The sequence below is a fragment of the Paraglaciecola mesophila genome (assembly GCF_009906955.1).
GTDB lineage: Bacteria > Pseudomonadota > Gammaproteobacteria > Enterobacterales > Alteromonadaceae > Paraglaciecola > Paraglaciecola mesophila_A.
Genome location: NZ_CP047656.1, coordinates 2717511 through 2731024 on the forward strand (window position 1 = coordinate 2717511; position 13514 = coordinate 2731024).

Sequence of the window (13514 nt, forward strand, 5' to 3'; positions counted from 1 at the left end):
CAGCCTGATGAGGCCGACCTAATAGTAAGGAGGTGATCCAACCCCAGGTTCCCCTAGGGTTACCTTGTTACGACTTCACCCCAGTCATGAATCACAAAGTGGTAACCGTCCTCCCGAAGGTTAAACTAGCTACTTCTTTTGCAACCCACTCCCATGGTGTGACGGGCGGTGTGTACAAGGCCCGGGAACGTATTCACCGCAACATTCTGATTTGCGATTACTAGCGATTCCGACTTCATGGAGTCGAGTTGCAGACTCCAATCCGGACTACGACGAGCTTTAAGGGATCCGCTTACTCTCGCAAGTTTGCTTCCCTCTGTACTCGCCATTGTAGCACGTGTGTAGCCCTACTCGTAAGGGCCATGATGACTTGACGTCGTCCCCACCTTCCTCCGGTTTGTCACCGGCAGTCTCCTTAGAGTGCCCAACTTAAGGCTGGCAACTAAGGACAGGGGTTGCGCTCGTTGCGGGACTTAACCCAACATCTCACGACACGAGCTGACGACAGCCATGCAGCACCTGTATCTAGATTCCCGAAGGCACCAATTCATCTCTGAAAAGTTTCTAGTATGTCAAGAGTAGGTAAGGTTCTTCGCGTTGCATCGAATTAAACCACATGCTCCACCGCTTGTGCGGGCCCCCGTCAATTCATTTGAGTTTTAACCTTGCGGCCGTACTCCCCAGGCGGTCTACTTATCGCGTTAGCTTCGCTACTCACGGATTAAATCCACAAACAGCTAGTAGACAGCGTTTACGGTGTGGACTACCAGGGTATCTAATCCTGTTCGCTACCCACACTTTCGCACATGAGCGTCAGTTACTGACCAGGGAGTCGCCTTCGCCACTGATGTTCCTCCAGATATCTACGCATTTCACCGCTACACCTGGAATTCCACTCCCCTCTCCAAAACTCTAGCCTGCCAGTTCTAAATGCAATTCCCAGGTTGAGCCCAGGGCTTTCACATCTAGCTTAACAAACCGCCTGCGTGCGCTTTACGCCCAGTAATTCCGATTAACGCTCGGACCCTCCGTATTACCGCGGCTGCTGGCACGGAGTTAGCCGGTCCTTCTTCTGTTGCTAACGTCACAGCTGATGGGTATTAACCATCAACCTTTCCTCACAACTGAAAGTGCTTTACAACCCGAAGGCCTTCTTCACACACGCGGCATGGCTGCATCAGGGTTTCCCCCATTGTGCAATATTCCCCACTGCTGCCTCCCGTAGGAGTCTGGACCGTGTCTCAGTTCCAGTGTGGCTGATCTTCCTCTCAGAACAGCTAGAGATCGTCGCCTTGGTGAGCCTTTACCTCACCAACAAGCTAATCTCGCTTAGGCTACTCTTTGCGCGGGAGCCAAGGCCCCCTTTGGTCCGAAGACGTTATGCGGTATTAGCCATCGTTTCCAATGGTTATCCCCCACACAAAGGCATATTCCTAAGTATTACTCACCCGTCCGCCACTCGTCATCTCCTAGCAAGCTAGAAATGTTACCGTTCGACTTGCATGTGTTAGGCCTGCCGCCAGCGTTCAATCTGAGCCATGATCAAACTCTTCAATTAAATATTTATCGAACATGAATTTTTTTGGTAGACACTCATCAAGTGAGTGCCCACACAGATTGTCTTGTTATTAATTGTTAAAGAACATTTGCTGCCAAAGCAGCGTGCTTCCTTAGAAGCGGCTTAAGATGCTGTCCGTAGACCCTCTCAAGCGGGAGGCGTATAATACGCTCTCAATCTTCGATGTCAAGGTGTTATTTTTATTTAATTTTGAATCAATTTTTGAAGCGAATCGAAAACTGAAAAATCAAACTAAACCGCCCTGCATCACGCTGATTGAACACTTTAAAAAGTCTTCAATCACCTGGAAAATCCAGTGTCGTTTCAGCTGTTTTAGCGGCTGTCCCGAAGCGAGATGCGCATTATAGAGATCCAATCTTTGATCGCAAGTGTTTATTTTAAAAAAGCGTTTGAGTGGCGATTTAACAATCAAAATGACTCACTTTAGGCCCATATACTGGTATTTACTTCTATATATAGAATTGTAAAGGCTTATTAGTTGGCGAATTTGTAATAAATGGTTAACATAGCTAAGCCTTATATTCTTATAAACACACAATCTTTTAGGTAGATACATGAACTCACCCACTATAATAAATATAATTCTTTCCGTCGTTCTTGCTATTGCGGGCTATTTTTTATTACCTGTTATCGCAACTAACCTTGAACCTAATGTTGCCATTGCCGTTGGATTACTGCTTGGCGGTATTCTAGTCCCTATCATTAGTAGTCAGTTTTCCGTGGCTGCAGTAGCTACAAAAGAAACAGACGTTGACAATAGTAAAACATTGTATGTTGGCAATTTACCCTATCGCGCCAATGAACAGGCTGTACAACAACATTTTGAATTACAAGGGCAGGTGCACTCTGTTCGTTTAATGAAGGATCGCCGCACAGGTAAGCGCAAAGGTTATGGTTTCGTTGAAATGACTGCTGCGGGCGCAGAAAAAGCAATTCAAAATTTAAATGACTCAGAGTTTCAAGAAAGAACGTTAAAAGTACGCATGGCGAAAGACAAAGTAGAAGATTAACTTCACTATTGTTAGTGATCTCTATGTAGTAGAAACGAAAAAGCCGATGATAAACATCGGCTTTTTTATGCATGAAACTTATTCGCTATGTTAGCTTATAGTACTGAAACCAAGGCTGAAGCCAGCGTATCAACATTAGCTATACTGATACCTGCGATATTCACTCGGCTCGAGTCAACAAAGTAAACACTATGTTTGTTGCGCATCTCTTGAACTTGTTCTGGTGTAATACACAAATATGAGAACATGCCTTTTTGCTCTTTCACGAAGCTAAAGTCTCGTTGGGCGCCTTTCTCAGCAAGTTTAGTAACTAACAATCCCCGTAGCGTTTGCATACGCGTGCGCATAGCTTCAACTTCGGCTACCCACTCAGTACGTAATGCCTCATCGCTCAAAATAATGTCTACCAACGCACCACCGTAAGAAGGTGGCATTGAATAAATACCTCTGGCAATAGATTGAATTTGCGTTTGAATAGCTTGTCGAGTTTGAGTATTTGCCGTAATCATTGCCGCTAGACCTACGCGCTCACGATAAAGGCCAAAGTTTTTTGAACATGAAGCGGCAATAATCACTTCAGGTAGGTTTTCCACTAATAAACGCAAACCATATGCATCTTGCTCAAGTCCGTCACCGAATCCTTGATAAGCCACATCAACAAACGGAATAAATCCGGTTTTTTGCGCTATCTCTAAAACCGTTTTCCACTGTTCAGGTGTTAAATCCGCGCCTGTTGGATTGTGGCAGCATCCGTGTAGTAACACCACATCTCCTGATTTGACCTGTGCCAATGTTTCGGCCATACCGTCAAAATTGATACTTGCATCTGCTTTATTAAAATACGGATAGGTTTCGATTTTAAGCCCAGCATTACCAATGAGCGGTATATGGTTAGCCCAAGTTGGGTCGCTTACCCAAACAGTCAGGTCACTGTTACAGCGTTTAATGAGTTCAGCTAATATACGCAATGCACCGCAACCACCTGGCGCTTGAACGGCGGCAACACGATCTTCAAGCATGACTTTGCTGCCTTTACCTAACAGCAACTGCAACATGCCATCGATATAACCCGGTACACCTTGAGGGGTAATATAGGTTTTAGAATCTTCTTTAGCCAATAAAAGCTCTTGAGCTTTCGCCACTGAAGATAAAATTGGTGTATGCCCTTGCTCGTCTTTATATACGCCTACTCCCAAATCTATTTTTAATGGATTGGTATCAGCTTTATAAGCAGTTGATAATCCCAAAATAGGATCGGCGGGTAACTGGGGCAATACTTCAAACATGATGTTCCTCTGAATTTATGGTGAATAGGCTAAACGGCAGACATTATGCCATTGCCTGATGATTTTTCGAACTTAAAATAATGCTATTTTATAGCGAAATGATAGCTATTTTCGGCAATGCACTGAGCTTCATTATTAAAAGTTCGTTCTTGCCACGATACGTGCTGTTGATTATTGACTAAAAGCAAGGTAGATGAGCGTGTACCATATTCTGGGCTTTGTATGAAAATGGAAGATAATTTTCGCTCCCACTCTATCGGCACACCAGTTTGCGGCAAAGTATCGTCTTTGGCTTTGGTTTGATTCTTAAGCAAAGCAAATAACTGTTCGCTTTCTAATGACTGAGAGTCTTGGCAATATTCGGTTAATTGCGTCATCCCGTGCAACGTTTTAGGCCAAGGGGTATTTAAACTAGCATTAGATAAACCGTATACACCTGTGGTTAACTTGTCCGATTGAAGTGTGTGATTGTTGAACACATACAAGTCGTTCCAATCACCAAAGAGTAAGTTAAAGCCATTGTATTTTTCAGCGTTAGCGGATATCCGAGCCAGATACTCTTCACTGCTCGGTGAATGGTGCAAGTAGTCACTGACTAATTCGCCTCTGGAAGTAGCATCAGACGCAATACGCTGGGGGTCACGAATATTCGTTAGCGCAGATAATTTACCTCGTTGATTAATCCCCATCCATGTACCACCAGCGCGCAGATCTTTACCAGCAAGAATGTGTGGATGCTCGGACCAAAAAGATGACTCGCTTGTTGGCCTTTCAAAAAACTCATCGCGATTTGCCGCTACAATAAGCGGGTAATCAGTGTGCTGATTGACAGCGATAAATAAAATACACATACGTTTTCACTACTAAGTTAATGCTCTGGATTATTCGAATTTTTCTGAGCCAAGTTCTCACTTGCTAGATGCTCGTCAAGTTCGGTAAATAGCGACGCTGAGTTTTCAACAAAGGTGTCCACGTCTGACGCTGGTCTTAATTGATAAATTGGCGGCAACATAATACTGTTATATGCAGGTTTAGCACTGAAATCGTTACTGCCTAGCATGCTCAAACTCACTATTGGTACAACAATCACCAAGGTCATCATGGAGCTCACCAAGTTTCGTCGTTTGTTTGTTTGATGAAAGGCAAAAAACAATGACAACCAAATACAAAAAAATAGCACCAGCGCATACACCATCAGCTCAATCCAAATTAATCCTTCTGGTGCATTGAAATTGAAGGAAACCAGTTTTTCCAATAAATACAAGCCATAAAAAATAAACAGTGTAAGCCACAATATAGAAAATTGGCTCACCACACGGCTTTCTTTATTGAATACTTTCCCCATAATCGCGAACGCTATCGGCCAGGCGCTTAATAGCGCCATTTGCCCCATTTCTTTAGGTAGCATGTCAAACACATTGTAAGCCGCGACACTGTTGGTAAACTCAAGCACCATAGACAGCACCAAGTACGCCAAGGTCAACAGAATCGCTACACCGCTGTGAGACAACCAATTCAGGCTTTCTTCTAGTTGACTGAGAGGCAGCGCCGCTGAAACGGGTTGATTTGTATTCACCACTTTTAAGCGTGTGCGGCCAAGTTTTAGAATATCGTTGCCTTGCAATTGCCCGCTTGGTAACAACTGCTTATTCACTAACGTGCCGTTAACTGTGTCACAATCCTCAAAAGAAATTGTGTGGTCTTCACTATCTTGTTTTATACGCACATGTTCAGCGCTGATATAAGGGTCTTCTAAGCGCAGATCACAATGATGATCTCGCCCCACTAAAATTTCTGATTTATTAAATTTAAAATATTTTAACGTTTGGTCTTTACGTGAGAGCAGTTCGAGCACTATTGCCATGCTATTGCCCCCACAAATTGCTTAGTGAATCGCATTGCAGATCCCTGACTTACCCCTGCTAGAGTGAAGTGACTTATCAGCCCCTGAGACTCATGGTTTAGTGTCGCCCCTATATATAAGACATCATATAAATGTGGAAACTCCTTATACGCACGTAAACATAAAATACTTTTGGTTTTTACATCATGGGTGTTAGCAACAATATCTTGTTTGCACTGATAGTTACTGACATCATTTTTACCTGCATGGTTACCTGCACTTGCACCTGAAATACTTCCACTAAAAAAGTCATAAAAACGATGTGCACCAAATTCATCACTTTCGAGCCATTCAAACTCAATTTCTATACCGCCAGTACGTAGACCGCCATGAACGAATATTTCTTCGTCTAAACTACATCTATTTTCTACGGACAAATACAATGCCTCTTGATCGGCACTATTTGAATCTCCCCAACAGGATAATAGTGGTCCGGTTAACGTAGGGATTTTTGCCCCTCCCAACTCATTTAATTTCCACTCTTCGTGTTCAAGGCGCTCAAACAAGCGCTGTTGATTGTCCATCAGTTGTGCCGCTATAACCCGCTTATATTCATTGGTGGATATCGGTGTAAATTCATTTGTGCTTACCAATGCACGGATCTTGGTTAACGGCACCAAAAACCCAATTTGATTTCCCGCTGTGGCAACATTGACACCAACAACCTCACCTTCTGGATTAACGACCGGGCCTCCGCTCATCCCAGGGTTAATTGAACCGGTGAAATGAATGCGCTGATAGAAGCTGTTCTTTTTAATCCCGTTGAAGGTCCCTGGCACCACGATCATGCCTAAATCGTGAGGGTTACCGAGTGAATATATGCTACTGCCTTGTTCAGGTAAATGAGCAGACAAAGAGAAAAAGTCCGTACTTTTACTGTCGCTTTGCACCTGCACTAACGCTAGATCGTTTACTACATCGATATTCACCAAAGATAACTCGCCTACCGTTCCGTTTGCGGCTAGGTACTCGATACGATACTTTTCTGGAAAATAGACATACTCAGACACCACGTGATAATTAGTCACGAGCACACCCGCTTCATTAATTTGAAAGCCTGAGCCGATCGAAGACTTATTTCCTGAACCTAATTCGATGATTCTAATTTGATACAATGCACTTTGATAATGACTAAAAAGGTTTTGTGCTGTTTGTTGAGCAAACCCCGTAACGCTGAATAAAGCCAACGCGAAAAACAAATATCTCAAAATTCTTTTTTCCTTTTTTATTGACCTGAGAGGCCATTTGAATGCGCATGCAGAGTTGGCACTCGACAATGAGGATGACATGTCGGATCATTCCGTCTAGTGTAAAGCGCTACAACTAAGAAAGAAATGGCTAACAAATTAAATACACCGATTCTACATGAAGATTTACCGCGGATGGGTAACGCGTTGAGTAGCTTTATTGGCAATACCGTGCTCAAAATGATGGGCTGGAAATTCACTGGTCAATTCCCCGCACATAAGAAAATGATCATTGCCGTTGCCCCACATACTTCGAACTGGGATTTTGTGATTGGAATAGCTGTGGCCTTTACGCTAAAGCTTAAAATTAGTTTCTTTGCTAAAAGTGGTTTATTTATTCCTCCCTTTTCAATTGCACTTAAGCGTTGGGGCGGGATCCCTATCAAGCGGCAAAAAGCGCATGGAATTGTGGATCAAATGGCCGAAAAAGCGCGTAATGCGGAGCAGATGATATTGTGCTTAGCACCTGAAGGTACCCGCAGCAGACGAGAAAACTGGAAAACGGGCTTTTTACATATTGCTCATAAAGCTGACATGCCCCTATTCTTAGTTGCATTTGATTATAAGAAAAAGCGAATTGAATTAGGCCCTGTGCTTACAATAAGTGAGAATATAGCGTTAGAATTGCAGCGCATTTATCAGCATTACCATACAGTGCATGCTAAATTCCCTAATAATGTAGCCACCAACTTAACGCCCTCCAGCGGAGACAAAGATTGAAAGACCAAGGTTTTACCACCCGTTTAGTACACGCAGATAGAGTTATCAACAAACCACAAAACGGTGCAGTGCATCAAGCAACAAACAATTCCGTACTATTTTCATTTGATAACGCACAAGACTTAGTCGACGTGTTTCAAGGAAAAACGGCAGGTCACGTTTACGCGCGCTCCTCGTCTGCATCTAGTGTGTCACTGCAAAATATTCTCAATTCGCTAGAGGGGGGCGTTGGTGCCATTACTTTCTCTACCGGCATGGCTGCGATTAGCGCCACTTTTCTGAGTTTATTACGCAGTGGTGATCACATCATCCTAAGTCAATATTTATTCGGCAATACCAGCAGTTTAGCGAGCACGCTTGAAGGATTAGGTATTGAGATTAGTTATGTTGACGCAACAAATGTTCAAAACGTGGCCGGAGCGATTAAAACCAATACAAAATTAGTGTACGCAGAAACGATTGCCAACCCAGCGACCCAAGTATCTGATTTAAGAGCGATAGGCCAGTTATGCGAAGAAAACAAATTATTGTTTATCGTCGATAATACAATGACACCAGCAAATATTTTTCAGCCTAAAAGTGTGAAAGCGTCATTGACCATTGCTTCTCTAACTAAATACATATCGGGACACGGAAATGTGCTTGGCGGTGTGATAATTGATACTGGCTTATTCGACTGGAGTAGGTTTGACAACATACTCCCCATGTACCGAGGGGCGGATACACAACAATGGGGGCTTACCCAAATCAAAAAACGCGGGCTAAGGGATATGGGGGCAACCTTGTCGCCTGATTCAGCGCATAGCATTTCAATTGGTCTTGAAACGTTAGCACTGCGTGTTGAACGCATCTGTCAAAATGCACTGCGTCTTGCGACCTATTTACATACCCATGAACATGTACAACAGGTCTACTACCCTGGCTTAGCGGATCATCCTCAACACTTTATCGCGCGAGAATTATTCACTGGCTATGGTGGCATTGTAAGTATTGACTTGGCAGCGCATATTGATCCATTGGCATTTTTAAATGAACTTAAACTCGTGCTTTGCGCCACGCACCTTGGCGATACTCGCACCTTAGGCTTACCCGTTGCGTCAACAATTTACTTTGAGAATACAGCTGAGCAAAGGGCCGATATGGGCATCAATGATAATATGCTGCGTTTTTCTATTGGTATTGAAGATGTAGACGATATCGTCGCTGACTTTGAGCAAGCCTTTGACGCTCTAGCGTAAAAAAGCGCTGAATATTAGGAGCGAGTTAAACTAGAATTCCTGGCTCAACTCGCTCCCTACGCTACATCGATCGCGTACCTGCAACCTGCTTATTTAAGATTGAATACTAAAACTAGTCGTAATCTTCACTTTACCTTCTAGCATTAACATCACCGAACAATATTTCTCTGCCGAAAGTTGAACCGCTCGCTGAACGTGCTTCTCACTCAGGCTTTCACCCGTTACTGAGTAATGTGCATGAATATCTGTAAATACTCTAGGCGCTTCATCAGCGCGTGTTGCCTCAAGTTCACATACGCAGTCACTTATTGCTTGACGAGATTTTTTCAAGATCTCCACGACATCAATAGATGAGCATGCTCCCACAGCGAGTAATACCGCCTCCATTGGCGAAGCTTGGGTGCCGTCACCATCCATTTCTATACGCTTACCGGTTTCAGTTTCACCAGTAAATTTCATATCTGACTGCCACTTGACGGTCGCTTTCATCTACTTCTCCACTACGAATTGATGCTGCTCATATTTACTTTATTAGGGTAACTTTGCTTTTATCTAACAAGATGCGTTTTTGCTTGTACAAAGCGCCTAATGCTTTTTTATACACATTTTTACTCACATTAAATCGTTTCGATATTTCTTGTGCAGAACTCTTATCCGTTAATGTCGAGATGCCACCATGGGCTTCTAAATCATCGATTATCTGATCTGCCAAGTCGTTTCGCGCACCGTCATCATGAAACTGAAAACACAGGTCAATTTTGTTGTCTTCACGAACGCGCTTAATAAACCCTTTGGTGCGCTGACCAATGCGTAACGGTTTAAACACTTCATCTTTGAAAATCAAACCAAGGTGGCTACCGTTTATCACCGCCTTATACCCCATGTCACTGCGGCCGCATATCAGTAAATCAACTTCTTGCTTAGGCGTGAAGTTTTTGCCTTCTTCAAACAGAAAATCTCGCAACCGTGTTGATGCTGCGACTTTGCCAGTTTCATCATCAAAGTAAACAAACACCACGTAAGACACACCTTCAGCCATGGGGAAGTCTTGTTCGCTGTAAGGCACCAAAATATCTTTATCTATGCCCCAATCTAAAAATGCACCGACGTTATTAACGCTCACCACCTTTAAAAAAGCACACTCATCAACCTGAGCTAGCGGGGTTTGGGTTGTTGCAATTAGTCGACTATCACTGTCGTGATATACAAATACTTGGCAGGTATCACCCACTTTACACGCCTCGTCAGCGAACTTAGTCGGTAGCAGCACTTCACCGTCGTCTCCACCATCAAGGTAGAAGCCGAAAGGCACTTGTTTAATTACTTTTAATGAGTTGAACTTACCAATTTGCAGCATAAAACCTGTCTGTATTGAACTATAGAAGCGAACCTTATTGTACCTGATAACACAGTTTGTCATGGTATAAATTCAAATTTACTAACAAAGAAGCTTAATTTAGCGCAAAAATTCGTGGCATAATCCGCCCCTTATTGCCTTTCTTCCTAATGCTATTTCTGGGTTCTTATTATGAGCATCGTATTTTTAAATGGGGAATACCTTCCCCAAGAGCAAGCAAAAATTTCTCCTATGGATCGCGGCTTTTTATTTGGCGACGGTATCTATGAAGTTATTCCTACCTACCAAGGTAAGACTGTTGGGTTTATTGCTCATATAGAACGTATGCAACAGGGGTTAAGTTCTATTGGTATCAAACTGGATTACAGCCGGGATGACTGGCAACAGATCATCGATAATTTAGTCAGTAAAAACGAATCGGGCAATCGCGGTATCTATTTGCATGTGAGCCGAGGTACCGACAGCAAGCGTGCCCACGCCTACCCAACGGATGTAACGCCAACAGTATTCGCGTTTTCCTTTGAGATCCCAGCGGCACCGACTCCGGATAAATCAAAAGTAAAAGCCTTTAACGTGACCAGTAGCGAAGATCTGCGCTGGAAGCGCTGCAATATCAAATCTACTTCTTTACTTGGAAATGTTATGCATTTTCAACAAAGCCAAGATCTAGGCATGCAAGAAACCATTCTATTTAACCAACAGCAGCAACTAACAGAAGCCAGCTCATGTAATGTTTTTGTAGTTAAAAATGAGGTAATAGCTACCCCAGCACTAGACAACCAACTGTTACCGGGTGTAACGCGGAAACTACTGCTAGCCATACTTCGAGAACACAGCAACTATAAAATTGAAGAGCGCGTCATTAGTATGGAAGAGGTCCGTAATGCTGATGAGCTGTGGCTGACCAGTTCAAGTAAAGAAGTCGCGCCTATTATTACCCTAGATGAAAAACCTGTTGGCGATGGCTCTGTGGGTGATGTATGGCAAGCAGCCCAAGCACTATTTAGTCAATATAAGTACCAATATTAAGGTCGTTAATGCCCCGTCCTATTTCAATCACGGTGGATCTTAACGCCATTCGTCATAACTTTGATTATGCGCAATCACTTGGCGCTAAGCCTAAAAATGGCAACTCCCTCGATAACGTAAGCCAAGCCATGGCCGTTATTAAAGCCGATGCTTACGGGCATGGGGCTGTTGCTACAGCCAGAGCGCTTGATGGTAAAGCGGCATTGTTAGCTGTATCGAGTATCGAGGAAGCCGTTAGCCTACGACAGCATCACATCAAAACTCCTATATTACTGTTAGAAGGTTGTTTTTGTTCTAGTGAGTTAAGTGTTTTAGATGACTTAAACCTGCAAGTTGTGCTGCATAATCAGCAACAAATTGAAGAACTACTAAATGCCTCTTTAGCGGAGCCTGCAGATGTCTGGCTGAAAATAGACACGGGGATGCACAGGCTAGGTATATCCATGGCAAATGCTAGCCATACTTATCAAACGCTAGCCAACAGCAAAAATGTGCGCTCGGTAGTATTGATGACCCATTTTGCCATGTCAGATCAACCCAATCACACTCTCTTTAAGCGGCAACTAGACAACTTCCATAACCTTGTAAAGGCACTATCAACGTCTGGCAAACTCGTTGCAAATAGTGCTGCAAATTCAGCAGCCGTCATGGCTGCACCAGAAAGTCATGGAACATGGAATCGACCTGGGATCATGCTGTATGGTATTAGTCCATTTGAGCACGAAAATACGCTCTCAGTGCCTCTTATTCCGGCTATGCAGTTTCATTCTAAAATTATTGCCCTCAGACAGGTGAATGCTGGTGAATCTGTAGGGTATGGCGCAACGTGGACAGCAACACAACCAAGCATGATTGCCACAGTTGCAGCAGGTTATGGAGATGGATATCCGCGTACGGCTAAATCTGGCACTCCTGTGATGATAAAGGGTCAAATTGCACCTTTAGCAGGGCGTGTGTCCATGGACATGTTATGTGTCGATGTCACAAAGTTAAACAATGTAAAGCTTGGTGATGACGTAGAGTTGTGGGGTAAAAACCTGTCGGTAAATGAGGTCGCCCAATGGGCCGAAACATTAGGCTATGAACTAGTCACGCGTATGCCAACTCGGGCCAAACGAGTTTTTATAAACGAATAAATAATCGGCAAGGAATCTTTAGCGCTCTGCAACAATCACTGCACGCAGCGGCGCTGGGTATCCTTCAATCGTTTTTGCATGATCATTCGGGTCTAAAAAGTCCACCAAAGATTGGCTGTCCATCCACTGCGTTGCCCGTTGTTCTTCTAACGTTGTTTTTGCTAAATCAACGACGCGGACATCCTTAAACCCTAATCGCCTCATCCATAAACATAGAGCATCGGTGCTAGGCAAAAACCAAACATTACGCATTTGCGCATATCGATCACCAGCCATAAGTACGGTATTCTCATCCCCCTCGACCACAAGCGTTTCTAGAACCAACTCTCCACCGGGACGAAGTTGATTTTTGAGTTGCTGTAAAAAATCTAATGGACTTTTTCGGTGATAAAGTACCCCCATTGAAAAGACCGTATCAAAAGCGTTTTTGTGAGGTAACTGCTCAACTCCTACGGGCAATAAGTGAATACGCGGATCCGGGTTGAAATGCTTGATAGCTTGAAACTGCATCAAAAATAACTGTGAAGGGTCAGCGCCCACCACCATTTTCGCATTCTCACCTAACATACGCCACATGTGGTAACCACTGCCACAACCAACGTCAAGCACATAGCGATTTTCTAATGACTGAATATGCGGCTGCACGCGATCCCACTTCCAGTCTGAGCGCCATTCCGTATCAATATGAATACCATGAATATAAAAGGGGCCTTTGCGCCATGGCATAAATTGTTTTAATAAACCAACAATCTGCTTTTGCGTGTATTCACTTACATCGTCAGCTGCACCAAATTCAACTTTGTCTTTGGTATTTATCACGCTGGGTTCGGTTTTTGGCAGTTTTGCTAATAACTTCACCCATTTATTGAAGTCACCGTGCAATTGCTCTTTCTGCCATGTGGCAATTTGCCCAGGTAGCAACTCAAGCCAAGCGCTTAAAGGAGACTCTGCGATTTCTTTATAAAATTGATTAAACCAGCTAACTGACATGAATAGCGCCTGTAGAGTA

12 protein-coding genes and 1 rRNA gene are annotated in these 13514 nt (G+C 43.6%); 5 read left to right on the plus strand and 8 right to left on the minus strand.

The genetic code is table 11. The annotated features are described in order from the left end of the window. Window positions 1-25: 25 nt before the first annotated feature. A 16S ribosomal RNA gene (locus FX988_RS11615) occupies window positions 26-1558 on the minus strand. A gap of 575 nt (window positions 1559-2133) precedes the next feature. Between FX988_RS11615 and FX988_RS11620 the strand changes: the two genes are divergently transcribed. Continuing rightward, window positions 2134-2589, plus strand: a complete 456-nt coding sequence (locus FX988_RS11620) for an RNA recognition motif domain-containing protein (RefSeq protein ID WP_160180005.1) — start codon at window positions 2134-2136, stop codon at window positions 2587-2589. 95 nt (window positions 2590-2684) lie between these two features. Here the strand turns inward: FX988_RS11620 and FX988_RS11625 are convergent, their stop codons facing one another. The 4 genes from FX988_RS11625 to FX988_RS11640 form a co-directional block, all read right to left on the minus strand. Further along, a complete protein-coding gene (locus tag FX988_RS11625; protein ID WP_160180007.1) occupies window positions 2685-3875 on the minus strand; it encodes an aromatic amino acid transaminase in 1191 nt (396 codons plus the stop codon). A gap of 83 nt (window positions 3876-3958) precedes the next feature. Next, on the minus strand, window positions 3959-4726 hold the full coding sequence (locus tag FX988_RS11630) for an NRDE family protein (RefSeq protein ID WP_160180008.1): 768 nt from the start codon (window positions 4724-4726) through the stop codon (window positions 3959-3961). A 17-nt stretch (window positions 4727-4743) separates the two neighbouring features. Further along, window positions 4744-5739, minus strand: coding sequence for an FHA domain-containing protein (locus FX988_RS11635; RefSeq protein ID WP_160180009.1), 996 nt, complete (start codon window positions 5737-5739; stop codon window positions 4744-4746). Further along, entirely contained in the window at window positions 5730-6986 is a 1257-nt protein-coding gene (locus FX988_RS11640; RefSeq protein WP_160180010.1) for a S1 family peptidase, read from the minus strand. The genes FX988_RS11635 and FX988_RS11640 overlap by 10 nt, the downstream gene beginning before the upstream one ends. A gap of 126 nt (window positions 6987-7112) precedes the next feature. Between FX988_RS11640 and FX988_RS11645 the strand changes: the two genes are divergently transcribed. Beyond that, complete coding sequence (locus FX988_RS11645) at window positions 7113-7745, plus strand: 1-acyl-sn-glycerol-3-phosphate acyltransferase (protein WP_201751587.1); 633 nt, start codon at window positions 7113-7115, stop codon at window positions 7743-7745. Next, a complete protein-coding gene (locus FX988_RS11650; protein ID WP_160180011.1) occupies window positions 7742-8983 on the plus strand; it encodes a cystathionine gamma-synthase family protein in 1242 nt (413 codons plus the stop codon). The genes FX988_RS11645 and FX988_RS11650 overlap by 4 nt, the downstream gene beginning before the upstream one ends. A 93-nt stretch (window positions 8984-9076) precedes the next feature. Here the strand turns inward: FX988_RS11650 and FX988_RS11655 are convergent, their stop codons facing one another. Continuing rightward, window positions 9077-9472 (minus strand): OsmC family protein, encoded by a 396-nt coding sequence (locus tag FX988_RS11655; RefSeq protein ID WP_160180012.1) that lies wholly within the window; start codon window positions 9470-9472, stop codon window positions 9077-9079. A 34-nt stretch (window positions 9473-9506) separates the two neighbouring features. Then, window positions 9507-10340, minus strand: coding sequence for a S1 RNA-binding domain-containing protein (locus tag FX988_RS11660; RefSeq protein ID WP_160180013.1), 834 nt, complete (start codon window positions 10338-10340; stop codon window positions 9507-9509). Window positions 10341-10511: 171 nt separating this feature from the next. Between FX988_RS11660 and FX988_RS11665 the strand changes: the two genes are divergently transcribed. Next, entirely contained in the window at window positions 10512-11369 is an 858-nt protein-coding gene (locus tag FX988_RS11665; RefSeq protein ID WP_160180014.1) for a D-amino acid aminotransferase, read from the plus strand. Window positions 11370-11377: 8 nt separating this feature from the next. After that, window positions 11378-12505, plus strand: coding sequence for an alanine racemase (gene alr, locus FX988_RS11670; RefSeq protein ID WP_160180015.1), 1128 nt, complete (start codon window positions 11378-11380; stop codon window positions 12503-12505). 18 nt (window positions 12506-12523) lie between these two features. Here the strand turns inward: alr and cmoB are convergent, their stop codons facing one another. Further along, window positions 12524-13495 (minus strand): tRNA 5-methoxyuridine(34)/uridine 5-oxyacetic acid(34) synthase CmoB, encoded by a 972-nt coding sequence (cmoB, locus tag FX988_RS11675; protein ID WP_160180016.1) that lies wholly within the window; start codon window positions 13493-13495, stop codon window positions 12524-12526. Between the last annotated feature and the right edge of the window lie 19 nt (window positions 13496-13514).